Origin of the sequence: Pantoea sp. QMID4 (assembly GCF_030270445.1) — a bacterium.
Classification (GTDB): domain Bacteria; phylum Pseudomonadota; class Gammaproteobacteria; order Enterobacterales; family Enterobacteriaceae; genus Pantoea; species Pantoea vagans.
Genome location: NZ_BSXL01000006.1, coordinates 138,965 through 162,445, shown reverse-complemented (window position 1 = coordinate 162,445; position 23,481 = coordinate 138,965). Strand labels below are relative to the sequence as shown.

General features: G+C 55.8%; 18 protein-coding genes and 1 pseudogene. 12 read left to right on the top strand and 7 right to left on the bottom strand.

Annotation, left to right across the window (positions count from 1 at the left end):
- Window positions 1-5 precede the first annotated feature (5 nt).
- Together araA and QSK07_RS14850 are read right to left on the bottom strand one after the other, a co-directional pair.
- The gene (gene araA / locus QSK07_RS14855; protein ID WP_285721846.1) at window positions 6-1,505 is read right to left on the bottom strand and encodes an L-arabinose isomerase; all 1,500 of its coding nucleotides are present in this window, start codon (window positions 1,503-1,505) and stop codon (window positions 6-8) included.
- A 138-nt stretch (window positions 1,506-1,643) separates the two neighbouring features.
- Complete coding sequence (locus tag QSK07_RS14850) at window positions 1,644-3,347, bottom strand: ribulokinase (protein WP_275219506.1); 1,704 nt, start codon at window positions 3,345-3,347, stop codon at window positions 1,644-1,646.
- A 365-nt stretch (window positions 3,348-3,712) separates the two neighbouring features.
- On the opposite strand from QSK07_RS14850, the gene QSK07_RS14845 reads away from it, so the two are divergent.
- The 5 genes from QSK07_RS14845 (at window position 3,713) to QSK07_RS14825 (ending at window position 9,454) form a co-directional block, all read left to right on the top strand.
- Window positions 3,713-4,696, top strand: a complete 984-nt coding sequence (locus tag QSK07_RS14845; protein ID WP_013357782.1) for an arabinose ABC transporter substrate-binding protein — start codon at window positions 3,713-3,715, stop codon at window positions 4,694-4,696.
- 99 nt (window positions 4,697-4,795) lie between these two features.
- Complete coding sequence (gene araG, locus QSK07_RS14840) at window positions 4,796-6,316, top strand: L-arabinose ABC transporter ATP-binding protein AraG (protein ID WP_033783010.1); 1,521 nt, start codon at window positions 4,796-4,798, stop codon at window positions 6,314-6,316.
- Window positions 6,317-6,328: 12 nt separating this feature from the next.
- Entirely contained in the window at window positions 6,329-7,312 is a 984-nt protein-coding gene (gene araH, locus QSK07_RS14835; protein ID WP_098050644.1) for an L-arabinose ABC transporter permease AraH, read from the top strand.
- A 76-nt stretch (window positions 7,313-7,388) separates the two neighbouring features.
- Window positions 7,389-8,306, top strand: coding sequence for an arabinose operon transcriptional regulator AraC (gene araC, locus QSK07_RS14830; protein WP_275219504.1), 918 nt, complete (start codon window positions 7,389-7,391; stop codon window positions 8,304-8,306).
- Between the two features lie 101 nt (window positions 8,307-8,407).
- A complete protein-coding gene (locus QSK07_RS14825) occupies window positions 8,408-9,454 on the top strand; it encodes an oxidoreductase (RefSeq protein ID WP_285721845.1) in 1,047 nt (348 codons plus the stop codon).
- Between the two features lie 300 nt (window positions 9,455-9,754).
- On the opposite strand, the gene add is transcribed toward QSK07_RS14825, so the two are convergent.
- The 3 genes from add to manA form a co-directional block, all read right to left on the bottom strand.
- Window positions 9,755-10,750 carry an adenosine deaminase gene (gene add / locus QSK07_RS14820; RefSeq protein ID WP_285721844.1) on the bottom strand — a complete coding sequence of 332 codons (996 nt, stop codon included), beginning with the start codon at window positions 10,748-10,750 and terminating at the stop codon, window positions 9,755-9,757.
- Window positions 10,751-10,938: 188 nt separating this feature from the next.
- Window positions 10,939-12,438 (bottom strand): YdgA family protein, encoded by a 1,500-nt coding sequence (locus QSK07_RS14815; RefSeq protein ID WP_285721843.1) that lies wholly within the window; start codon window positions 12,436-12,438, stop codon window positions 10,939-10,941.
- Between the two features lie 123 nt (window positions 12,439-12,561).
- Window positions 12,562-13,746, bottom strand: coding sequence for a mannose-6-phosphate isomerase (manA, locus tag QSK07_RS14810; RefSeq protein ID WP_285721842.1), 1,185 nt, complete (start codon window positions 13,744-13,746; stop codon window positions 12,562-12,564).
- A gap of 195 nt (window positions 13,747-13,941) precedes the next feature.
- On the opposite strand from manA, the gene fumC reads away from it, so the two are divergent.
- Entirely contained in the window at window positions 13,942-15,339 is a 1,398-nt protein-coding gene (gene fumC / locus QSK07_RS14805) for a class II fumarate hydratase (protein ID WP_098050633.1), read from the top strand.
- A gap of 40 nt (window positions 15,340-15,379) precedes the next feature.
- Here the strand turns inward: fumC and tus are convergent, their stop codons facing one another.
- On the bottom strand, window positions 15,380-16,309 hold the full coding sequence (gene tus / locus QSK07_RS14800; protein ID WP_285721841.1) for a DNA replication terminus site-binding protein: 930 nt from the start codon (window positions 16,307-16,309) through the stop codon (window positions 15,380-15,382).
- 185 nt (window positions 16,310-16,494) lie between these two features.
- On the opposite strand from tus, the gene QSK07_RS14795 reads away from it, so the two are divergent.
- From QSK07_RS14795 to QSK07_RS14775, 6 genes and pseudogenes are all read left to right on the top strand, one after another.
- On the top strand, window positions 16,495-17,694 hold the full coding sequence (locus QSK07_RS14795) for an MFS transporter (protein WP_285721840.1): 1,200 nt from the start codon (window positions 16,495-16,497) through the stop codon (window positions 17,692-17,694).
- 208 nt (window positions 17,695-17,902) lie between these two features.
- Window positions 17,903-18,397, top strand: a complete 495-nt coding sequence (locus QSK07_RS14790; RefSeq protein WP_013357792.1) for an RrF2 family transcriptional regulator — start codon at window positions 17,903-17,905, stop codon at window positions 18,395-18,397.
- A gap of 227 nt (window positions 18,398-18,624) precedes the next feature.
- Window positions 18,625-18,687, top strand: a pseudogene (locus QSK07_RS22955) (type II toxin-antitoxin system HicB family antitoxin); the annotation flags it as partial.
- A 139-nt stretch (window positions 18,688-18,826) separates the two neighbouring features.
- The gene (locus QSK07_RS14785) at window positions 18,827-19,489 is read left to right on the top strand and encodes an RNase A-like domain-containing protein (RefSeq protein ID WP_352230966.1); all 663 of its coding nucleotides are present in this window, start codon (window positions 18,827-18,829) and stop codon (window positions 19,487-19,489) included.
- An 8-nt stretch (window positions 19,490-19,497) separates the two neighbouring features.
- Window positions 19,498-19,791, top strand: a complete 294-nt coding sequence (locus tag QSK07_RS14780; RefSeq protein ID WP_285721839.1) for a contact-dependent growth inhibition system immunity protein — start codon at window positions 19,498-19,500, stop codon at window positions 19,789-19,791.
- 103 nt (window positions 19,792-19,894) lie between these two features.
- A complete protein-coding gene (locus QSK07_RS14775; protein ID WP_285721993.1) occupies window positions 19,895-20,248 on the top strand; it encodes a type II toxin-antitoxin system HicB family antitoxin in 354 nt (117 codons plus the stop codon).
- A gap of 68 nt (window positions 20,249-20,316) precedes the next feature.
- Here QSK07_RS14775 and oqxB read toward each other — a convergent pair whose 3' ends face one another.
- On the bottom strand, window positions 20,317-23,469 hold the full coding sequence (oqxB, locus tag QSK07_RS14770; protein WP_285721838.1) for a multidrug efflux RND transporter permease subunit OqxB: 3,153 nt from the start codon (window positions 23,467-23,469) through the stop codon (window positions 20,317-20,319).
- Window positions 23,470-23,481 lie beyond the last annotated feature (12 nt).

Sequence of the window (23,481 nt, the reverse complement as noted above, 5' to 3'; positions counted from 1 at the left end):
ACCTATTAACGTTTCAACCGGTAATACGCTTCATTCCAGCGCAGTGCATCTTTAAACGCAGGCAGATTGGTGTGCTCATCAATCACCAGCACTTCGATATCATTCATCTCACCATACAGATACATATCGTCGAGCGTCAGCGCCTGACTGAACACCGTATGGTGCGCGCCGCCTCCCAGAATCCACGCTTCGGAAGCGGTGGCCAGTGATGGCTGCGCTTTCCACAGTGCGCGGGCAACCGGCAACTTCGGCAGCGGTTTCGGCTGCCCGATAGCATCCACCACGTTAACCAGCAGACGGAAACGATCACCCATATCAATCACACTGGCGTTAACCGCACGACCCGCTGGCGTGGAGAAAATCATGCGCGCCGGATCGGCTTTATCGCCAATGCCGAGGAACTGCACATCGATCAACGGTTTATCTTCAATGGCGATCGACGGACAGACTTCCAGCATGTGCGAGCCCAGCACCAGATCGTTGCCCGGTGAGAAGTGATAGGTGTAATCCTCCATAAATGAGGTGCCACCTTTGCGATCGCCAGCCAGCACTTTGAAAATGCGCAGCAGCGCAGCGGTTTTCCAGTCACCTTCGCCGGCGAATCCATAACCCTGACCCATCAGACGCTGAACCGCCAGACCGGGCAACTGCGTCATGCCGTGCAGCGTCTGGAAGTTGGTGGTAAAAGCGTGGCAGCCCTCCGCTTCCAGGAAACGCCTCAGACCCAGCTCAATACACGCGGCATCAAGCACGTTCTGACGTTTTTCGCCACCAGATGCAGCAACATTGGTAAAGCGATAGAGGCTTTCGTACTCGTCGATCAACGCATTCACGTCACCATCGCTGACGCCATTGATTACTTCAACCAGATCACCTACGCCCCAGCCATTTACGGAATAGCCGAACTGAATCTGTGCGGCGACCTTATCGCCTTCGGTCACGGCCACTTCACGCATGTTGTCGCCAAAACGGGCGACTTTCAGCTGCTGGCTGGCCTGTTTTGCCAGCGCTGCACGCATCCAGTTCCCCAGACGCTGCTGACTGGCGCTATCTTTCCAGTGACCGGTCACTACGTTGTGCTGCAGGCCCATGCGCGCGCCAATAAAACCGAACTCACGGCCGCCGTGTGCGGTCTGGTTCAGGTTCATAAAGTCCATGTCCATGCTGTCCCACGGGATCTCTGCATTGAACTGGGTATGGAATTGCAGCAGCGGCTTATTCAGCACGCTCAGGCCGCCGATCCACATTTTGGCCGGAGAGAAAGTGTGCAGCCAGGTAATGATCCCGGCGCACTGCTTGTCATAGTTTGCGTCGCGACACAGGGCCAGCGCTTCATCCGGTGACTTCACCAGCGGTTTCAGTTCCAGACGCAGTGGTAAACCGGCCTGATTCAACCCCTCAACGACCTGACGCGCATTCTGTTCAACCTGGCGTAACGTCTCCGCCCCGTAGAGGTGCTGCGTGCCGATGACAAACCACACGCTGTAACTGTTTGACTGTTCCATAAAACCACTCCTTCACTTTGCGCCTACCCAATAGGCTATTTTATTTGTCATTCTGAACCTGGGCAGTGCTCACAATCCTCACGTACTCCGCGTACGCTGGCTGTTTCGCGCTGTCCGTGTCCAGACTGCCTGAAACAATTACGCCTGTTGGGCCAGGCTCGTAGCGGAAGCGGGGCGAGCGGCGAATTGAGGTTCTGCCGTCTCGCACCATTGTTGATAGCGATGATAAAGTTGTTGATAGCGGGCGACGCGCGCCGGGTCGGGCTGCAGCGTGACGGCAATCGGGCTGGCCATGACCTGCTGTGCATCAGGGACGCTGGCGTGAACACCGGCGGCGACGGCGGCGAAAATGGCCGCACCCAGCGCACAGCACTCGTCAGAGGCGACGATATCCAGTGGCCGGTTCATCACATCGCAGCAGGCCTGCATAATCGCCGGTGATTTACGTGCGATGCCACCAAGGGTCAGAATGCTCTCAACCGGGATCTGCTGCTGCTCGAAGCACTCCATAATGGCGCGTGCGCCAAACGCGGTTGCCGCCACCAGACCGCCAAACAGCGCGGGCGCATCGGTGCCCAGATTCAGGTCGGTAATTACCCCTTTCAGACGCTGATTAGCATTCGGTGTGCGGCGACCGTTAAACCAGTCCAGCACCACCGGCAGATGGTCGAGCTGCGGATTGGCGGCCCAGGCTTCGGTCAGATCCTTAATCAGGCTCTTTTGCATCTCCGCCAGCTGTGGCTTCAGCTCCGGATGCTGCTGCGCTGCCAGCTGTAACGGCCAGCCCAGTAAACGGCTGAACCAGGCGTAGATATCACCAAAGGCAGACTGACCGGCCTCCAGCCCGATAGCGCCGGGCACAACGCTGCCATCGACCTGACCACAGATGCCTTTAATATCGCGATCGCCAACTTTATCCGCGTCCGCAATCAGGATGTCGCAGGTTGAAGTGCCGATCACTTTCACCAGCGTATAAGGTCTGGCACCGCCACCGACTGCGCCCATATGGCAGTCAAATGCGCCACCGGAAAGCGTGACGGTCTGCGTCAGTCCCAGACGCTGCGCCCACTCGGGGCTGAGCGTGCCGACCGGCAGATCCGCGGTCCAGGTATCGGTAAACAGCGGAGAGTCGAGCTGCTGGGTTAACAGCGGGTCGAGTGCATTAAGGAAATCGACATCGGGCAGGCCATTCCAGTCGCCGTGCCACAGCGCTTTGTGCCCGGCCGCACAGCGACCACGGCGCAGCTTATCTGGCGCGGTCGTCCCGCTTAACAGGGCAGGTACCCAGTCGCACAGCTCGACCCAGGAAACGGCGGCCTCACGCACGGCTGCATCTTCACGCGACACGTGCAGAATCTTCGCCCAGAACCACTCCGAGGAGTAAATGCCGCCAATATAGCGGCTGTAATCCTGAAAGCGGCCGCTGTGGCACAGCTGATTAATCTCTTCTGCTTCTTCTATCGCCGTGTGATCTTTCCACAACACAAACATCGCGTTAGGGTTCTCCGCGAACTCCGGGCGCAGCGCCAGCACGTTGCCGTCGCGGTCGATGGGCGCCGGGGTTGAACCGGTGCTGTCAACGCCAATGCCGGCCACGGCGGCGCGTTGATCGTCGCTCAGTGCATTCAGCACGCCGAGCAACGCCTGCTCCATCGCGTCGATGTAATCCTGTGGATGGTGACGAAAACGGTTAGTGTGCGGATCGCTATATAAGCCCTGCTGCCAGCGCGGGTAGCTGCACACCGCACTCTGCAGCTCTTTGCCGCTCTGACAATCTACGGCCAGCGCACGCACCGAATCACTACCAAAGTCCAGCCCAAGGGTGATGGCTCCAGCACGCATCGGAATCTCCTGTAGTTAGTTAACTCCTGTATCCTGGATTCGGCGCGCCGGAACAGTTAGTCATCGCTGGCTGACAATATGCACTTTTCTGTCATCGGCAGTGATTTTGTGATCCATTGCAAAAGTTAAGCTCAGGTTAAATTTGCTGAATGTATGGATCATTTTGTCGTGATTTTAATGTGTGATACCGCTCTACATTTTTCTTCGCTAATACCGCTAAAACTAGCCCAGCGTCTGGACAGTCTGTCAGCACATGCCAGCCTAACGCACTGATTTAAGGCTGTACCCTCATAAGAAAATTAACTGGTAGCGTTTACACCGATTCGTTATTAGCAGCGAAAAATAACCTGGTACCGGAGAGCATCATGCATAAATTCACTAAAGCATTCGCGGCCATCGGCCTGGCAGCGGTTATGTCACAATCCGCTATCGCCGAGACCATGAAGCTGGGTTTTTTAGTCAAGCAACCAGAGGAACCCTGGTTCCAGACTGAATGGAAATTCGCCGACAAAGCGGGCAAAGATCTTGGCTTTGATGTCATCAAAATTGCTGTGCCGGATGGTGAAAAAACCCTGAATGCCATCGACAGCCTGGCGGCGAATGGCGCCAAAGGTTTTGTTATCTGTACCCCCGATCCTAAACTCGGCTCCGCCATCATGGCGAAGGCACGCGGCTACGGTCTGAAAGTCATCGCCGTGGATGACCAGTTCGTCACCGCCAAAGGCAAGCCAATGGACACCGTGCCGCTGGTGATGATGGCGGCCACCAAAATTGGTGAGCGTCAGGGGCAGGAGCTCTATAAAGAGATGCAGAAACGCGGCTGGGATGTGAAAACCACCGGCGTGATGGCGATTACCGCGAACGAACTCGATACCGCACGTCGTCGTACCGGCGGCTCAATGGACGCGATCAAAGCCGCAGGCTTCCCGGCAGCCCAGATCTACCAGGTTCCCACCAAATCTAACGATATCCCTGGCGCATTTGACGCCGGTAATTCCTTGCTGGTGCAGCATCCTGAAGTTAAACACTGGCTGGTTGTCGGCATGAACGACAACACCGTGCTAGGCGGCGTGCGTGCCACCGAAGGACAGGGCTTTAAAGCGGCTGACGTCATCGGTATCGGCATCAACGGCGTCGATGCCATCAGTGAACTGTCGAAAGACAAGGCGACCGGCTTCTACGGTTCGCTGCTGCCAAGCCCGGATATCCACGGCTACAAAAGTAGCCAGATGCTCTACAACTGGGTCAGCAAGGGTGAAGAGCCACCGAAGTTCACCGAAGTTACCGATGTGGTGCTGATCACCCGTGACAACTTCAAAACTGAACTGGCGAAAAAAGGACTGATGTAACCCTGAGCCTGTCGGGCTGTCTGCAGCCCGGCCTCCTTAATAGCCGATTTCGCGCCGCCCGCCCTGACAGGCCGGTGGCGCGAAAGAGTGAGGACCAGCATGAACACTGATTCAGCATTTCTGTCGTTTCATGGCATCAGTAAAACCTTCCCTGGCGTGAAAGCGTTGCAGGATATCTCCTTCGACTGCCGGGGCGGTGAAGTCCATGCGCTGATGGGCGAGAACGGCGCAGGCAAATCAACGCTGTTAAAAATACTCAGCGGCAGTTATCAGCCGAGCGGCGGTGAGATTCGCATTAAAGGCAAGCCGATGAGCTTTCAACGCACCACAGATGCGCTGGACGCGGGCGTCGCCATTATTTACCAGGAACTGCATCTGGTGCCGGAAATGAGTGTGGCGGAGAACATCTACCTCGGTCAGATTCCGCACAAACATGGGCTGGTCAATCGTAAGCTGATGCGATTTGAGGCGGGCCTGCAGCTGAAAAATCTCGGCATGGATATCGATCCCGATATGCCGCTGAAATATCTGTCGCTGGGGCAGTGGCAGATGGTGGAGATTGCCAAAGCGCTGGCGCGCAACGCGCGCATTATCGCCTTTGATGAGCCAACCAGTTCGCTGTCGGCGCGTGAAATTGACAACCTGTTCCGCGTTATCCGTCAGCTCCGCGAGGAGGGCCGGGTGGTGCTCTATGTTTCACACCGCATGGAAGAGATCTTCGCCCTCAGTGACGCCATCACCGTCTTCAAAGATGGCCGCTACGTGCGGACCTTTACTGACATGGCTAACACCCATCACGACGATCTGGTGCAGGCGATGGTGGGACGTAATCTGGGTGATATCTATGGCTACTCACCACGCGCTAAAGGCGACGTGCGGCTTGAGCTGGACAAGGTGGAAGCGAAAGGCGTGCGTACGCCGATTTCGCTGAAAGTTCATGCCGGTGAAATCGTGGGGCTGTTTGGCCTGGTGGGAGCCGGACGCAGTGAACTGCTGAAAGGGTTATTTGGCGGCACGCGTTTGCGTGGCGGTCAGGTGATCCTGGACGGAAAACCGCTGCCGCTGCGCGAACCCATCGACGCTATCCGTGCGGGCATCATGCTTTGTCCGGAAGACCGCAAAGCCGAGGGCATTATTCCGGTGCACTCGGTGCGCGACAACATCAACATCAGCGCCCGTCGTCATAATCTTACCGCTGGGTGCCTGATTAAAAACGGCTGGGAAAATAAAAACGCCGACAGCCATATCCGCTCGCTGAACATCAAAACGCCCAGCGCCGATCAGCTGATCATGAACCTCTCCGGCGGTAACCAGCAGAAGGCGATTCTGGGACGCTGGCTCTCTGAGGATATGAAAGTGATCCTGCTGGATGAGCCTACGCGCGGCATCGATGTCGGTGCCAAACATGAAATTTATAACCTGATTTATCAGCTGGCGAACCGGGGCATTGCGGTGCTGTTCGCCTCCAGCGATTTACCGGAAGTGATGGGCCTGGCCGATCGCATCGTGGTGATGCGCGAGGGTGCCATTGCCGGTGAACTGCTGCACGACGACGCCACGGAGCAGCAGACGCTGAGCCTGGCGATGCCCAAAACTACTCAAGCGGCCGCCGTGGCCTGACAGGAGATCATCATGGCTTCATCCACGACCTCAAATACGCCGCAGCCCGCTTCACGCGGCGGCCTGCAGTTAGGTCGCATCTGGGACAACTTCGGCATGCTGGTTGTCTTTGCGCTGCTGTTTATTGTCTGTGCGATTTTTGTACCGAACTTTGGCTCGTTTATCAATATGAAAGGCTTAGGACTGGCGATGTCGATGTCCGGCATGGTCGCCTGCGGCATGCTGTTCTGTCTGGCCTCCGGGGATTTTGACCTGTCTGTCGCGTCCGTTATCGCCTGTGCGGGTGTTGTGACCGCCGTGGTGATCAACATGACTGAAAGCCTGTGGATTGGCGTGGCAGCCGGTCTGGTGCTCGGCATGATCACCGGTTTTATCAACGGCTTTGTGATTGCCCGACTCAGGATCAATGCGCTGATCACCACGCTGGCGACCATGCAGATCGTGCGTGGCCTGGCTTACATCTTCTCGGATGGTAAAGCAGTCGGGATTGAAGATGAGCGCTTCTTTGAGCTGGGCTTTGCCAACTGGCTTGGCGTGCCTGCGCCCATCTGGCTGACCCTGGCGACCATGCTGATCTTCGGCTTCCTGCTCAACAAAACCACTTTTGGCCGTAATACTCTGGCGATTGGCGGCAATGAAGAGGCCGCGCGACTGGCCGGTGTGCCGGTGGTGCGTACCCGCATCATCATCTTCATTCTTTCCGGTCTGGTTTCGGCGGCGGCGGGCATCATCCTGGCGTCACGTATGACCAGCGGTCAGCCCATGACCTCCATCGGCTATGAGCTGGTGGTGATTTCTGCCTGCGTACTGGGCGGCGTGTCGCTGAAGGGCGGCATCGGCAAGATTTCCTACGTGGTGGCAGGGGTATTAATTCTCGGCACCGTCGAGAATGCGATGAATTTATTGAATATCTCGCCATTCTCACAGTATGTGGTGCGCGGTCTGATACTGTTAGCGGCGGTAATTTTTGACCGTTACAAACAGAAAAAAGCCTGACTGATCGAGCCGTTGGCCCGCAGAAGCAGACGCCTCTGCGGGCTATCCGAACACAAACAGACTGAGTGAGGTCGCTATGTATCACCGCGAATTACCGGCCGGGCAGCAAAACCCCTTGTTGCCGGGCTATTCATTCAATGCCTGGCTGGTGGCGGGGCTGACGCCCATCACCGCTGATGGTCCTCTCGATTTCTTTATCGATCGCCCGCACGGCATGAAAGGTTACATTCTGAACCTCACCATTAAAGGCAAAGGGCGGGTATTCGACGGCGAGCGGGCATTTGACTGCGAACCGGGCGAAATGCTGCTGTTTCAGCCAAAAACCGCTCACTACTACGGCCGCGCGCCGGACAGCCCGCAGTGGTTCCACCGCTGGGTCTATTTCCGTCCGCGCGCCTACTGGCACGACTGGCTGCGCTGGCAGGATGAGCAGGAGGGCGTGGGACGACTGCTGCTGCCAGAATCGCTGCGCGGCGAGTTCGACCGCCTGTTTGCCAGTATCGAACAGACCCACAACTCAGGCCGCCGCTTTGCGGAGGAACTGGCAATGAACCTGCTGGAACGACTGCTGCTGCGTGCCGTTGAAGAAGATCCGCGCAGCCATCAGTTGATCCGCGACCCGCGCGTCATCGAAGCCTGTCAGTATGTTACCAACCATCTCGCCAGCGAGGTCAAGATCGAAGAGGTGGCGCGCCACGTCTGCCTGTCACCGTCGCGACTGGCGCACCTGTTCCGCGAGCAGATGGGTGTCAACCTGCTGCGCTGGCGTGAGGATCAGCGCGTTATCCGCGCCAAACTGCTGCTGCAGACCACCCAGGAACCCATCGCCTCGGTAGGGCGTGAAGTGGGTTACGACGACCAGCTCTATTTCTCACGGGTATTCCGCAAGCGTGTTGGCGTCAGTCCCAGCGACTTCCGCCGCCGCAATCAGGACGCGCACGACAGCCTGGCGGCGCAGACGGCCTGGCCCCTGGCCCGGAGTGCTATCTCTTAGTTTTTTCGGGGGATTCCGCCTTGTCCTCACCTGGTTAATAGTCTTAAATCAATCAGGTTATCAACTAAGAGTTTGCAAGGCAGGCTCTGAGAGGAATCCAAATGAGCGATAAATTACGTGTTGGTCTGATCGGCTACGGCTTTGCCAGTAAAACGTTTCATGCTCCGCTGATTGCGGGGACGCCGGACGTCGAACTGGCCGCCATTTCCAGTAGCGACGCCAGCAAAGTCCACGCCGACTGGCCCGCCGTGAAGGTGGTGGCCGATCCTCAGGGGCTGCTGGACGACCCGACTCTGCAATTGATTGTCATTCCTACCCCCAACGATACGCACTTCCCGCTGGCTAAAGCGGCGCTGAATGCCGGTAAACATGTGGTGGTCGATAAGCCGTTTACCGTGACGTTGTCACAGGCCCGCGAACTCGATGCGCTGGCGAAAGCTAAAGGGCTGCTGCTGTCGGTATTCCATAACCGCCGCTGGGACAGCGATTTCCTGACACTGAAATCCCTGCTTGAAGCGGGCTCACTGGGTGAAGTGCGTTACTTCGAATCGCATTTTGACCGTTTCCGTCTGGAAGTGCGCAATCGCTGGCGTGAAATGAAGGGCGCAGGCAGCGGAATCTGGTATGACCTGGGGCCGCATCTGCTGGACCAGGCGCTTCAGCTGTTTGGCCCGCCGGTCGCCATCAATGTTGATTTGGCCGAAATGCGTCCGGGCGCGCAGACTACCGACTACTTCCACGCCACGCTGACTTATCCGCAGCGCCGCGTCGTGCTGCACGCCAGTATGCTGGTGGCAGCAGAATCCGCCCGTTACACCGTCCACGGCACGCGCGGCAGTTACGTTAAATATGGTCTGGATCCGCAGGAAGATCGTCTGAAGTCGGGTGACTTCCCGCCGCAGGAGGACTGGGGCTATGACATGCGCGACGGCACGCTGACGCTGGTTGATGGCGACTCCCTCACCGAAAACACGCAGCTGACCCAGCCGGGCAACTATCCGGCTTACTACGCAGGCATCCGTGATGCGATCGCCGGACGCGGTAACAATCCGGTGACGGCGGAAGAGGCGATTCAGGTGATGGAGCTGATCGAGCTGGGTCTGCAATCCGCCGAGAAACGCCAGACGCTGTCGCTGAAGCGCGTTTAGTGGGTGAGTGTAATACTGGTCGTTTAATACTTCGGGCAGACGACTGACAAGCTCAAAAGCGGGCAAGTCCTTCAGCAATAAATTTGCTTAACATTCAGGGAACCGGGTCAGAAGAGGAAAGCGTCCCGCGCCAGGACGGCATGGGCAGAGCATGCCAGGGATGGCGGCTTTTGCGTCTTTCCGATCTGATCCGGTTCCCTGTGTAAGCCCGTTCTTAAAACTACCTGTCCTTGAGCATTTCCTCACATAAAAAACGGGCCAATTATCCGGCCCGTTTTCTTTTTGGCTGACTCCAGCAGCTTACCGCATGCGAGCGCGAATAGCCGCTTTCTCAGCCTCGCTGAGGAAGGCAATCGTCAGCCCATTCTCCTGCGCCTGACGGATCTGCGTGGCACTCAGACCGGCAGCCGGTGCGGCATGATGGTATTCATGCGCCAGCTCGATGCCCTGAACCGCAGGATCATCGGTATTGATGGTCGCCAGAATGCCATGCTCAAGGAAGGTTTTCAGCGGATGCTGCGCCAGTGAGGGCACGGTGCTGGTCTGGATATTGGAGGTCAGGCAGGATTCAATACCAATATGGTGCTCCGCCAGGAAATCCATCAGCGCGCGATCTTCAATCGCTTTCACGCCGTGACCGATACGCTCAGCGCCGAGCTCACGAATCGCCTGCCAGATGCTTTCCGGACCAGCCGCTTCGCCCGCATGCACGGTAACGCGGAAACCGGCATCGCGCGCCTGGGTAAAGTGACTCAGGAACTCGCTGCCCGGGAAGCCCAGCTCATCACCCGCCAGATCGACAGCCGTAATGTGATCGCGATGGGCCAGTAAACCTTCCAGTTCGGCAAGGCAGGCATCTTCGCCAAAGGTACGGCTCATAATGCCAATCAGACGCACGTCGATATCATGCTGCTGACGGCCAGCGCGTACGCCGTCAATCACCGCTTCAACCACACCGGCAATGGGCAGGTTGTGGGTCATCGCCATATAACCGGGCGAAAAACGCAGTTCAGCATAATGAATGCCCGCGCGCGCGGCATCTTCAACATTTTCCTGCGCAATGCGGCGGCAGGCATCCAGATCGCCCAGCACTTTCACGCCCCAGTCGAGTTTTTGCAGAAAGCTCACCAGATCAGGTTCATTCTGGCCAACCTGCACATGCGGACGCAGCGTCTCCAGCGTTGAGGCGGGCAGGGCGAGATTAAACTGGCGGCCTAAATCGAGAATGGTTTGTGCACGAATGTTGCCATCAAGGTGGCGGTGAATATCAGTCAGAGGAATTTTAGAATCGATCATGGCGCACTCGCTGAGTTGTCGGTGAAGTGCAGAGCATTATAAAAATATCTTGCGCAACAGCGCCAGCTATTTGCGCAACAGCCGCGCCGGATGCTGCTTAATTACTCATAACCGGCGGAAAAATCATTTCCGCAGCGTTCAGACATAAAAAAGGCGACCCGGAGGTCGCCTTCAAAAAAAGACAGCGGTTACTGCGGCATACCTTCGCTGGTCGGCATACCCAGCATATAGCGGGACATAAACTGTTCCAGCGTCATCTTGTCGCCGTTCATGTTCACCTGACCGTTGGTGTACTGCAGGCTGGTCACGATGTTGTTATCCTGCTGCTGAGTCAGGCGGAACATCTGGCCCATCGCTGCCAGACCTTTCACCTGCTGATCCGCCAGCTTCTGGGCGTCATCAGCCTGATAACCCTCTGCCAGACCCACTTTGTGCATGGTTTCGGTTGCCATCGGCATATTGATCACCAGTTTGCTGTCCAGGCTTTTCAGTACCCGGTCAACCATAGCGCTCAGAGTCTGTGCTTCACCGGTGACGGCAGAAGGATCGTTGAAGCTGGCCGTCAGATTAAAGGTACTTTCACCTTTGTCATTCTTCCAGCTCAGCGGAGCAATGCTGATGGATGGCGAGCCTTTCAGCAGCATCGGCAGATTAGCCATCAGAATCTGATGCACGCCTGCCTGATAGCGGATAGGATCTTCCGCAACGCCAGGCTGTGTCAGCAGCGCCTGCATCTGCGCGTTGTAACGATCCGAGAAGGCTTTGACCGCCTGCGCATCAAACTGTGACAGCTTCATCTTCAGCGCAGCCTGACCGAAGTCCTGCTTCTGCAGCTGAACGCCTTCAACTTTGTAATCAATATCGCCGCCAATTTTACCGGCGCTGTTATCGAAAGAGGAGGTGCCTTTCATTTTATGCAGCGTCAGGGCGTCCTGACCATTGATGCTGGCATTCACCTTCTCAATGTCCACCGACTGATCGCCGATACGCACGCCTTCCGGGCTGAGATGCGTGTTACCGTTCAGCTTCAGACCATTAACAGTAAACAGTACCGGCTGGCCCATCTCATTTTTACTGGTCAGCGCGAAGCTATCCACATCGCTGTCCAGCGACACTTTATCGCCTTTATTATCGGCGCTGACGTTGAATGTGCCACCATTGGTGGCAAAACGCTCGCCGGTTTGCGCATTCTGATAATCAACCGGCAGGACACGCAGCGCGGTATCGGTAGCGCCGCTGTAACCAATGCGGGTATCTGCGTTAATCAGCGACTTATTGCCGGCCAGCTCGAATAGCTTCTTCACCGCATCGGTGTTAGCCAGCTCGGTATGAACGGATGCCATGCTCGGGATCAGGTTGAAATGCTTCAGCTGCGCAAACGGGAAAGGGCCATGATCGATAGTCTCATTCAGGATGATGCTCTGACCCGGCTTCAGCAGCGGATTATCTTCCGTCTGCGAATTGGCCTGAACCACCAGATTCACTTTGCTGCTGAACACGCCGCGCTGATAGTCCTGATAGCTGATCTTCAGTCGGCTATTAGGGGCATAAGCGTTCAGCTGTACATTGGCGTTCTGCACCAGCTCATCCCTGTGGCTTTCAATTTGCTTGCCGGTGAACCACGCTGCGCCAGTCCAGACTACGCCCAGTGCGATGATGACACCTACGGCAACATTCGTCTTTTTCATTGCTGATTCGTCCTTATCCTTGAGTCCGCTTATGCCGCAGGTTTATCCCAGCGACCGAAGAAAAACGCCCGCAGGCGTTTAAAAGCTAATAGGTTGAAATAATAGCAGTTAACAGAGATTACGTCAGCCGCTCTGGCCTAAGTCGTTAAATACCCGCGCCAGCCTGCCCGTACCGGCGACCGTTACTGGCGATTCGCTGGCGGCAATGAAGCAGGATTCACCCGGTTTCAGCGTCAGTTGCTGATCACCTTTGGCGATAACCGCCTGGCCTTCGATGCAGAACAGCAGGGCGGCGCTCTGCTGCGCCAGCGATTGCGGTTCTGCGTTCAGGCTATGGATAGCAAAGGCAAAATCTTCCACCGGAATCGGGAAGCGCAGCGCATGACCCTGTTGTTCTGGCTCCGTCAGCAGCGAGCTGGCAGGTTTTTCATCAAACTTCAGGTTGGCCATCAGCTCGTCGATATCGATAAATTTTGGGGTTAAACCGGCCCGCAATACGTTATCCGAGTTGGCCATCACCTCCAGCGCCACGCCTTTCAGATACGCGTGCGGGGTTTCCGCGTAGAGGAACATCGCCTCGCCGGGCTGCAGGGTGATGACATTCAGCAGCAGCGGTGAAAACAGGCCGCTGTCGTCAGGATATTCAGCCGCAATCATGCGAATGGTTTCCCACGGCTCACCCTGCTGCGCATCAAGCGCGGATTTGAGTACGCCCAGCGCCAGCGATTTCGCCTCATCCTCCAGTGACAGCAGGGTGGAGAACAGCGCAGCAAGCGTCTCCTGATCGGGATGTTGCAAAAAATGAGCAATCTGTGGATGTGCACCTGCAACCGGCTCCAGCAGGGAAACCATCTGCGTCAGCGTGCGAAAGCCATTCATTGCCTGGAACGGCGTCAGCGCATAGACCAGCTCCGGCTTGTGGTTTGCATCTTTATAGTTGCGCTCCGCGGCCGTCAGCAGAATCCCAGCCGCATTCTCACGAGCAAAGCCCACTTCGGCTGCACGTTTGCTGGGATGGACCTGAATCGACAGTGGCTGATCGGCACACAGTACTTTGAACAGGAACGGCAATTCACCAAAGCGCTGTGCTACCGCGTCACCCAGCATCGCGGCGGGCGCCGCATCAATCACGTCACGTAACGAACGCTCGCTGCCCTGATCCATCACGGTAGAGGGACTTTTCGGATGTGCACCCATCCACAGCTCTGCCATCGGCAGGCCCTCGGGATTGGCAATACCATAAAGCTCAGTCAACGCCGTTTTGCTGCCCCACGCGTAATTTTGCAGCGAATTGTTCATTTTTTGCATTGTATAACCCTTTATCACGGGAAATTATTGCGGCTATTAAAGCAGAAACTACCGGTAAAAATACATATCCAGCGCAAAAGGACGCTAAGTTCTGATAATGTTAAATTATTGTGTATTACTATCCTGGCTGCCTGACAGTTGATTGCAACGAGCAGGCGGTCATTCTTTTAAAAACAAGGTGAAGGAGACGTATTCATGGCAGGCAACCGCATTGAGAAAGATTCAATGGGCCCCATCGATGTACCGGCAGACAAACTGTGGGGCGCGCAGACGCAGCGCTCGCTGGAACACTTCCGTATCTCAACCGAAAAAATGCCGACCGCACTGGTGCATGCGCTGGCGCTGACCAAGCGCGCCGCGGCCAGCGTTAACCGCGATCTTGGACTGCTGCCCACTGACCGCGCAGATGCGATTGTCAGCGCGGCGGATGAAGTACTGGCGGATAAGCACGCGGATGAGTTCCCGCTGGCGATCTGGCAGACCGGTTCCGGCACTCAGACCAACATGAACATGAATGAGGTGCTGGCAAACCGCGCGAGTGAAATTCTTGGCGGGGAGCGCGGGATGTCGCGCCTCGTCCATCCTAACGACGATGTCAACAAGAGCCAGAGCTCCAACGACGTCTTCCCGACGGCGATGCATGTTGCCGCCGTCATCGCGCTGCGCGAACAGCTGATCCCACAGATTCAGGTTCTGAAAAAGACGCTGAGCCAGAAGTCTGACGCGTTCAAAGACATCGTTAAGATTGGCCGTACCCATTTGCAGGATGCGACGCCGCTGACGCTGGGCCAGGAGATTTCCGGTTGGGTGGCGATGCTGGAGCACAACCTGAAGCATATCGAACAGAGCATTCCACACGTGGCGGAGCTGGCGCTGGGCGGAACCGCGGTGGGCACCGGTCTGAACACTCATCCGGAATATGCGGTGCGCGTGGCGAAGGCGCTGGCCGATCTGACGCAGCAGCCATTTGTCACCGCGCCAAACAAGTTTGAGGCACTGGCAACCTGTGATGCGCTGGTGCATGCGCATGGCGCGCTGAAAGGGCTGTCCGCTTCACTGATGAAAATCGCCAACGATGTGCGCTGGCTCTCTTCAGGCCCGCGCTGCGGCATTGGCGAAATCGCCATTCCGGAAAACGAACCTGGCAGCTCCATTATGCCGGGCAAAGTTAACCCTACGCAGTGCGAAGCGATGACCATGCTCTGCTGTCAGGTGATGGGTAACGACGTGGCGATCAACATGGGCGGCGCGTCGGGTAATTTTGAATTGAACGTGTTCCGTCCGATGGTGATCCATAACTTCCTGCAATCGATTCGCCTGCTGGCGGATGGTATGGACAGCTTTAATCATCATTGCGCTGTCGGCATTGAGCCGGTGCGCGAGCGCATCAATCAACTGCTGAACGAATCACTGATGCTGGTGACGGCGCTGAACACCCACATCGGCTATGACAAAGCGGCTGAAATTGCCAAAAAGGCGCATAAAGAGGGGCTGACGCTGAAGGGCTCGGCGCTGAAACTGGGTTATCTCACTGAAGAAGAGTTTGATGCCTGGGTCCGTCCGGAAGAGATGGTCGGCAGCATGAAGTCATAAAGTCAGAGAGGCGTCAGAGGCCAGCATCCGCTGGCCTTTTTTATATCGGGCAATCGACCCACAGATGCAGTCGGGGTATCAACAGATTCAGCGGTTCAGCGGCGGGCTTATGTCGATGCGTAATGTTATCGGCGTCGTAATTAAGCAGCTCACCCAGCACCGGAACCTGACTGCGATCGCGGCAGATCACCAGAATCGGTGACGGGCAGGCCAGCTGGGTCTGTTTTTTTTCTTCCGCGCGCCAGACGCGTGCGACCGGCTGGACTTTCACCGGACGCTTGATTTTCAGCCGTGCCGAAGCGGGCAGGGCGCGCACGCTCGCCAGCTCTTCCTGCACTTTTTCCGCCCACTGTTCACGTGACCACGGTGCCTGCGCGCGTCCCGCCTTCAGGCTTTTTTCCAGCTGGGCGATCACCTCTTCGCGCTTAAGATTCTTGATAATGTGCTTGTTGGCCCAGCCGAAACGCAGGCTGTCAGGGGCGCTGAGCAGGGTGATCGTGCGATAGGCATTCAGCGTAATCAGGCCGCGCAGGTGCTGGTGGACGAACTCAAAACGTGCTTCGCTTGGCAGGCCCGAGTCCACCGTAATCAGCTGCTCCAGTCGTGCCTTCAGCTGATTAATGAGGTCAATCAGCGAACCGATCTCCGCTTCGCGCTGTTCATCACATTCGATACAGAGAGCCCCAGGTAAGCGCACAGCAGCCTTGGTGCTCAGTTGTTCAGACTGATGCTGCATAAACAGACGGCAGTAGTGGTCCAGCGCCATTTTTAACGCGCTGTCGCCCAGATGCTGCTCGACGGCGATCTGCGTAATCGCTTCATGTTCGCGGCCTTTCACCACCGGCGGCAGGCTGAAGACCCGGGCGATGAGCAAAGGCTGCGCCTCAATCTGCTGGCGCAGCTCACCCAGCGCCAGTTCCAGGTCGTTTACACACTGATGCATATCAGCCACTAAGTCGTAGCGCGTCATATTGTGCCTCCATAGTTACAACGTTCACAATGTGGCAGATGCCTGACAGGGATGCAAGCGCTTTATAGTTACAACATACTATATTATTTCTTCAAAAACGTGCGACCTGACGAGTTATCCAGAGAAAAGCGCGTCCCGCATTCTGGCTTCTGGCAGAAAATGTTATAAAAACGGTTCGCCTGCTAATGAAGAGATCGCCTGTGAGTCAGAACAACAAACCCGGTATCGCCGCCATTTTCACCCTGGGCCTGGTGCAGATTCTCTCCTGGGGCGGGTCGTTCTATCTGATGGCGGTGATGGCGAACCCGATTGCAGCTGAGACAGGCTGGTCGCAGCAGTGGATCTACGGTGCGCTCTCGACGGGGATACTGGTGTCAGGCCTGCTGTCACCGCGGGCCGGCAGAATTATCGCCCGTACCGGCGGTCGTCTGCTGCTGGCACTGAGCGGCATCGTAATGGCGGTGGGGCTGGTGATGATGGCGGTCAGCGATTGGCTGCCGCTGTTTCTGTTTGCCTGGATCATTATCGGCGTTGGTATGGCGATGGGCCTTTATGATGCTCTGTTTGCCACACTCGGCACCTGTTATGGCAGTCAGGCGCGTTCAGCAATCACCGGTATTACGCTGATTTCAGGCTTCTGCACCACGCTGGTCTGGCCGGGAACGGCGTTGCTGATTCATGGATTTGGCTGGCGGGATGCGTCACTGATTATTGCGACAATGATGGTCGTATGCGTGCTGCCTGCCTATCTGTTTGCCTTACCGGCGAGTCATGCTAAGCCGCCTGCGAAAAGGGTGGTCAGACAGTCTGCTACGCCGGAAATTGAACCTGCGGTGTTCTGGCTGCTGTGCGCCATTTTTACTCTCGCCTCGGTGATCATGACGGCGATTTCCGTGCAGCTTATCGCCCTGTTGCAGGCGAGTGGCCATACGCTGACGTCAGCGCTGGCGATCAGCGCTGTGCTCGGCCCGTGTCAGGTAGGTTCGCGCATTGTTGATATCATTTTCAAACGTAGTCATCCGATCCGCACCACCTTTTTTTCCGTCGGGCTGGTGGCGCTGGGTCTGCTACTACTGGCACTTTTTCCGCAGATGGCGCTGCTGAGCATGGTGCTGTATGGCGCAGGAAATGGCTTACGCGCCATCGTGCGTGGAACTTTACCGCTGGCGATGGTCAAACCAGAGTCTTACGCGATTGTGGTGGGGAAAATGGCCCGCCCGGCGCTAATGGGACAGGCACTGACGCCGCTGATTGGTGGATATGTGTTTGAAAAGATGGGGGCATCGGCGACGCTGTGGTTGCTTTACGCTTTAGCAGTCTTTAACGTGTTGCTGGTTATGGCGCTGAAGCAGCGATTACCGGCGGCGTCGGTCACCACCGCATGACCGAACTGCTCACCGTGTCCAGCAGGATAAGGATGAGGAGCAGGGTAAGCACCTTGTGCTATCAGGCCTCCGCCTTTGGTGAATACGTGCCTTGTCATTGCCGGTTTGCTTCAAAAAAGCAACAGTGTTTGTTATATTTATTGCTCATTGATTGTTCACTTATGCGGCAATAAAACAAGTAAGATGCACCGCAACTCAGGATAAAGAAATGCTTGATTACCGCTTCCCGACAGCTTTGCAAATGGTTCTGAGCGTAGCGATGGCGGAGCAAATGGGTAAACGCTCTACCAGCGCGATTCTGGCCTATGGGCTGGAAGCAAATCCCAGTTTCATTCGAAAATTAATGGTCCCGCTGACCCGTGATGGCATTATCGTCTCCACGCTGGGACGTACCGGTTCGATTCATCTCGGCCGTCCTGCTGCGGACATTACCCTGCGCGATATCTATGTCTCCGTGATCGAAGACAAAAAAATCTGGGCCGCGCGTCCTGATGTCGCGCCGCGCTGTCTGGTCAGTGCCAATCTCTGCTGGTACTTCAAGTCGATAGCCGACGAAGCCGAGCAGGCGTCGCTGGATGTACTGGCAAAACGCACCGTAGCCGACGCGCTAAACGAGCTCAAGAAACGCGACACCAGCAACTGCACTGCCGTACCTGAACCGGAACCCGAAGAGAGTGAAGAACTCTGCAAAAAGAGCCGCTGATGAGCGGCTTTTTTTATGCGTGCTGATCAGTATCGTCCTGCCTCAAATCCGCCATGAATAAATACCCACCCTTATGATTTTGTTGTTCATTTTTGAACAGCAATAAGAATTAAGTTACGCGCAGAAAAAATTTTAAAAAGATCGAGGACTGTGAGCCCGATTAGAGAGGTAACCCTGGGTTTAATTATGCTGTTAGCTTAACTCATGACGCCAGAACCGATAACTATGAGGTCTCGTGTCGTGATTTGCCGTTACTGCATTCCGTCGGCGCTACCGTAGAGATGGCTTAAAAATCATGATGTCCCCGGTCCAGCTAACTGCTGCTATCTCAGATAAAACGCTAACTGAGCGAGAAACACTAAGTAACCGATTATATGGTGGGCTAAATCTTGCACCAGGTACGCTTGAATTAACCGGAGCAACTGCGCTGTGCATCGCGCCAGATCAATCGGATTGACAAAAGCGGCATGTGTTATCGTTGGCGCTCATAGCCTGGATAGCATTAACGCGGCTGCTAATCAGGTACTGACGGGCAGAAATACGCGTACAGCATTTTTTCAGGTGGCATCTGCGACGGCTCAAAAGCTTGGTGCTGATGATAAGACCGCAATAAATATAGCTTTAACTGTAGATATTTCTGTTCCTATGGCATTTGCGTTTGCTGCCGGATCGGTACGCGTCGTCTCTGTCCGATTTGGTAAGTTAAAGCTGGCTGAGCATGAAGCCGTCAGAGGTATTAAAGCTGGCGGACATACTATTGCTAAGCATATAAATATTTCCGAAGCAGATTTACTCGCGCGTCTTGCACGAAGTCCAAAGATGCCTCTTGCGAGTTCGTTTGTTAATATAAAGCAGGCAGAGCAATTTATCAGCGCCGGATTGAAAGCTAACCGCTGGAAGATCATCTATAGGGCTGCTGCCAAAAGCGAAAGCCTACTTGAATTAACCTGGCAGGCCCGTACCGTTGTCGGTTATGGTTTCAGGCAAGGCAGCACAACCCGCATTGAAGCTTATGCTGTCAGGATTGTTTTGCACCGTAAAATGTTTAACGGTAAACCCTATTATCTACTGACTTCATATCCTTCTTTCTGAGGCCATCAATGAATAAAAACTATAAAAATATTGGAACCCTTATTCGGGTATTTTTTGGTCAGGATTATGATTTGTTCGGGGAAACGGTTGAAGAAGTACTGAACAGTTATTTAGAAACTGAGAACCCAAAAACGGCCGAGAAAGTATGTCATGAGGCAGAGTATTTACTGTCTTTGAATGATCAAGAACTTATTGAGGCTTTTCAATCCATCAGCCAGGGCGAGTTCAATCCTGAACCCTGGGGAGAAACAGTAAGAACTTTTCTGGAAAAGATAAAAAATCATCTACGAATCAGACTTTAACTTTAATAATTAAAGGATATGCGGTTTATGATTGTGAGTAGATATTAATTATTTATAAAATCCGTTCCTGATATTCAGGTAATCAGAATGCAGGAGGTCAAAGATTGATGATCATTTAAATCTGGCTGATTTCGCCGGGCAACCCGCAGTCATCACCTACGTTCCCGAAATCAACCTGTTCCGTGAACGCTTTACCGGCCTGTCAGGCTACTGTGATTTTGTCTCTGATAGCGTACAGGGTTTGCATAAAGAAGGGGAAATTTCGCTGCGCGAATACCTGGAAGATTGCGCTGCCACCGGCATTAATCCTTATGCGGAGCAGGAAAAAATTAAAACCTTCACGCTGCGCTACCCTGAATCGCTGGGTGTGCGGCTGTCGCAGGCTGCGGCCCAAAATGAAACCTCGCTGAATGCCTTTATCATTGAAACGCTTAATGAAAAATTAAAGCAGCGTTAACCGGCATGCTATCAATCACAGACAAAAAAAGGGGCGATCACCCGATCGCCCCTGTCAACGTTTACGGTTTACGCCGTCACTGATTCCGCATTACCTGACCGGCGCGTCACCAGCTTGCGCAGGGCGACGTAGAACACCGGTGTCAGAAACAGGCCGAAGAGTGTCACGCCGAGCATGCCGGAGAAGACGGTAATACCGGTCACGCCGCGCACTTCTGCACCCGCACCTTCACCCAGAATCAACGGGATGGTACCGGCGATAAAGGCGATTGAGGTCATCACAATCGGACGCAGACGCAGGCGACACGCTTCCAGCGCCGCTTCGATAATCCCTTTGCCCTGGATCTCCAGCTCACGCGCAAATTCCACGATAAGAATCGCGTTCTTACAGGCGAGGCCCATCAGCACCACCAGTCCAACCTGCACGAAGACGTTGTTATCACCGCCGGTCAGCCAGACGCCAAACAGTGCAGAGAGCATGGTCATCGGCACAATCAGGATCACCGCCAGCGGCAGCGTCCAGCTCTCATACAGCGCCGCCAGCACCAGGAACGCCAGCAGGACGGCCATCGGGAAGACAATCAACGCGGTATTGCCCTGTGTTGACTGCTGATAACTCAGGTCGGTCCACTCAATGTTCATACCGTTAGGCAACAGCTGACCGGACATCGCTTCCAGCTGACGCATCGCCTGCGCCGAAGAGAGCACGCGTGGATCGGCATCACCAATTAAATCCGCCGCCGGATAGCCGTTATAGCGAATCACCGGATCGGGGCCGTATGTGGTGGTGATGTTAACCATGCTGCCAATTGGCACCATCTCACCGCGGTCATTGCGGGTACGCAGGTTCGCAATATCCTCGACGCTGTCGCGGAACTCCCCATCCGCCTGAGCCATGACGCGCCAGGTGCGCCCAAAGCGGTTAAAGTCATTCACGTACGACGAGCCGAGATAGGTCTGCAGCGTGCTGAACAATGCGGTCAGCGACACGCCCTGAGCTTTGGCTTTATCCCGGTCAACCTGCACATCAAGCTGTGGAACGTTGGCCTGATAGGAGGAGATAGGGAAGTGCATGCCTGGCGTCTGCATGATGCTGCCTGAGAGCGTATTAATCGCCGTCTGCAATGCGCCATAGCCCAGACCGGCACGATCCTGTACATAGAGCGAATAGCCCGAACCCTGACCCAGCCCCAGAATCGGCGGCGGCATAATCGAGAAGCCAAAGCCCTGCTGGATCTGCGCGATTTTCGCGTTGATCTCTGCGTTAATCTCCGCTGCTGTGTGCTTGCGCTCATTAAACGGCTTCAGGCCGAAGAACACCGTTCCGCTGTTCGGGGTGTTGGTGAACTGCAGCGCATTCAGGCCAGGGAAGGCCACCGCATAGGCGACGCCATCGGTCTGCATACCGATTTCGCTCATCTTACGAATCACTTCATCGGTGCGCGCCAGCGAGGAGCCTTCCGGCATCTTCACGCCGCCAATCAGATAGAGCTTATCCTGGGTCGGGATAAAGCCACCCGGCACGGTGTGGAACATAAAGCCGGCACCGGCCAGCAGCAGGATATAGACGCCAAATACCGCGCCACGGCGACGCAGCGTGCGGCCGACCAGCGACTCATAGCCGTGCGCACTGCGCTGGAAGAAGCGGTTAAACGGACGGAACAGCCAGCCAAACAGCGCATCAATAATCCGCGTCAGCCGATCTTTCGGCGCATCATGTCCTTTCAGCAGCATCGCCGCCAGCGCAGGCGAAAGCGTCAGCGAGTTAATCGCCGATATCACCGTAGAGATCGCGATCGTGGTGGCGAACTGCTTGTAGAACTGCCCGGTCACGCCAGAGAGAAACGCCATTGGCACAAACACCGCGCACAGCACCAGCGCAATAGCGATGATCGGCCCGGAGACCTCGCGCATCGCCTGATGCGCTGCGGCGCGCGGCGAGAGGCCCATCTCGATGTTACGTTCGACGTTCTCCACCACCACAATGGCGTCATCCACCACGATACCGATCGCCAGCACCAGCCCGAACAGGCTCAGCGTGTTAAGCGAGAAGCTAAGCAGATAGAGCACGCTAAAGGTACCCACCACCGAAACCGGCACCGCCAGCAGCGGAATGATGGAGGCGCGCCAGGTCTGCAGGAACAGAATCACCACCAGCACCACCAGAATCACTGCCTCCAGCAGTGTCTGCACTACCGCTTTAATGGAGTCGCGGACAAACACGGTTGGATCGTAAGGTGCAGCCCATTTCACGTCATTGGGGAAGCGGGTTGCCAGCTCATCCATTTTGGCGCGAACCGCATTAGAGAGGTCGATGGCGTTAGCGCCCGGCGCCTGGAAGATGCCGATACCGACCGCATCTTTGTTATTCAGCTGGGAGCGCAGGGCATAGCTGCCTGATCCCATCTCAATCCGCGCCACATCGCGCAGCCGCACCAGTGACCCATCTTCAGAGGTTTTCAGGATGATATCGCCAAACTGCTGCTCGCTCTCCAGTCGTCCCTGGGTGTTGATCGACAGCAGGAAGTCACTCTGCTTTTTCAGCGGCTCCGCGCCCAGCTGACCGGCAGAGACCTGCACGTTCTGCTCCTGCATCGCCGTCACCACATCAGAGGCCGTCAGGCCACGCGCGGCGACTTTGTTGGGATCAAGCCAGACGCGCATCGCATATTCACCTGCGCCAAAAATCTGGATCTGACCGACACCCGGCAGGCGCGCCAGCTCATCTTTGACCTTGAGCGTGGCGTAGTTACGCAGATAGAGCGAATCATAGGTATTGTTCGGTGAGAACATATGAACGACCAGTGTCAGGGTCGGCGACATCTTCTGAGTCGTGACCCCCAGCCGACGCACATCTTCCGGCAGACGGGCTTCAGCCTGTGCTACGCGGTTCTGCACCTGTACCTGTGCCTGATCGGGATCGGTGCCTGGACGGAAAGTCACGGTCGTCACCAGCACGCCGTCCGAACCGGCCACTGACTTCATGTACATCATGTTTTCGACGCCGTTGATCGCCTCTTCCAGTGGCGTCGCCACGGAATCCGCAATCACTTTCGGGTTAGCGCCAGGATACTCGGCGCGTACCTGCACGCTGGGTGGCACAACGTCGGGGTACTCACTGATTGGCAGCAGCGGGATGGCAATCATGCCGGTGACGAAAATCAGAATCGACAGCACCGCAGCAAAAATAGGCCGGTCGATAAAAAAGCGGGAAAAGTCCATAGCGGCCTCGAA

Excerpts from the sequence above, each read along its gene's own strand:
- QSK07_RS14850 (WP_275219506.1), bottom strand. The coding sequence starts at position 3,347 with ATGCGTGCTGGAGCCATCACCCTTGGGCTGGACTTTGGTAGTGATTCG.
- araC (WP_275219504.1), top strand. The coding sequence starts at position 7,389 with ATGTATCACCGCGAATTACCGGCCGGGCAGCAAAACCCCTTGTTGCCG.
- tus (WP_285721841.1), bottom strand. The coding sequence starts at position 16,309 with ATGACGCGCTACGACTTAGTGGCTGATATGCATCAGTGTGTAAACGAC.
- araG (WP_033783010.1), top strand. The coding sequence starts at position 4,796 with ATGAACACTGATTCAGCATTTCTGTCGTTTCATGGCATCAGTAAAACC.
- QSK07_RS14795 (WP_285721840.1), top strand. The coding sequence starts at position 16,495 with ATGAAGAGATCGCCTGTGAGTCAGAACAACAAACCCGGTATCGCCGCC.
- oqxB (WP_285721838.1), bottom strand. The coding sequence starts at position 23,469 with ATGGACTTTTCCCGCTTTTTTATCGACCGGCCTATTTTTGCTGCGGTG.
- QSK07_RS14790 (WP_013357792.1), top strand. The coding sequence starts at position 17,903 with ATGCTTGATTACCGCTTCCCGACAGCTTTGCAAATGGTTCTGAGCGTA.
- araH (WP_098050644.1), top strand. The coding sequence starts at position 6,329 with ATGGCTTCATCCACGACCTCAAATACGCCGCAGCCCGCTTCACGCGGC.
- QSK07_RS14815 (WP_285721843.1), bottom strand. The coding sequence starts at position 12,438 with ATGAAAAAGACGAATGTTGCCGTAGGTGTCATCATCGCACTGGGCGTA.
- araA (WP_285721846.1), bottom strand. The coding sequence starts at position 1,505 with ATGGAACAGTCAAACAGTTACAGCGTGTGGTTTGTCATCGGCACGCAG.
- add (WP_285721844.1), bottom strand. The coding sequence starts at position 10,750 with ATGATCGATTCTAAAATTCCTCTGACTGATATTCACCGCCACCTTGAT.
- QSK07_RS14825 (WP_285721845.1), top strand. The coding sequence starts at position 8,408 with ATGAGCGATAAATTACGTGTTGGTCTGATCGGCTACGGCTTTGCCAGT.
- QSK07_RS14845 (WP_013357782.1), top strand. The coding sequence starts at position 3,713 with ATGCATAAATTCACTAAAGCATTCGCGGCCATCGGCCTGGCAGCGGTT.
- manA (WP_285721842.1), bottom strand. The coding sequence starts at position 13,746 with ATGCAAAAAATGAACAATTCGCTGCAAAATTACGCGTGGGGCAGCAAA.
- QSK07_RS14780 (WP_285721839.1), top strand. The coding sequence starts at position 19,498 with ATGAATAAAAACTATAAAAATATTGGAACCCTTATTCGGGTATTTTTT.
- fumC (WP_098050633.1), top strand. The coding sequence starts at position 13,942 with ATGGCAGGCAACCGCATTGAGAAAGATTCAATGGGCCCCATCGATGTA.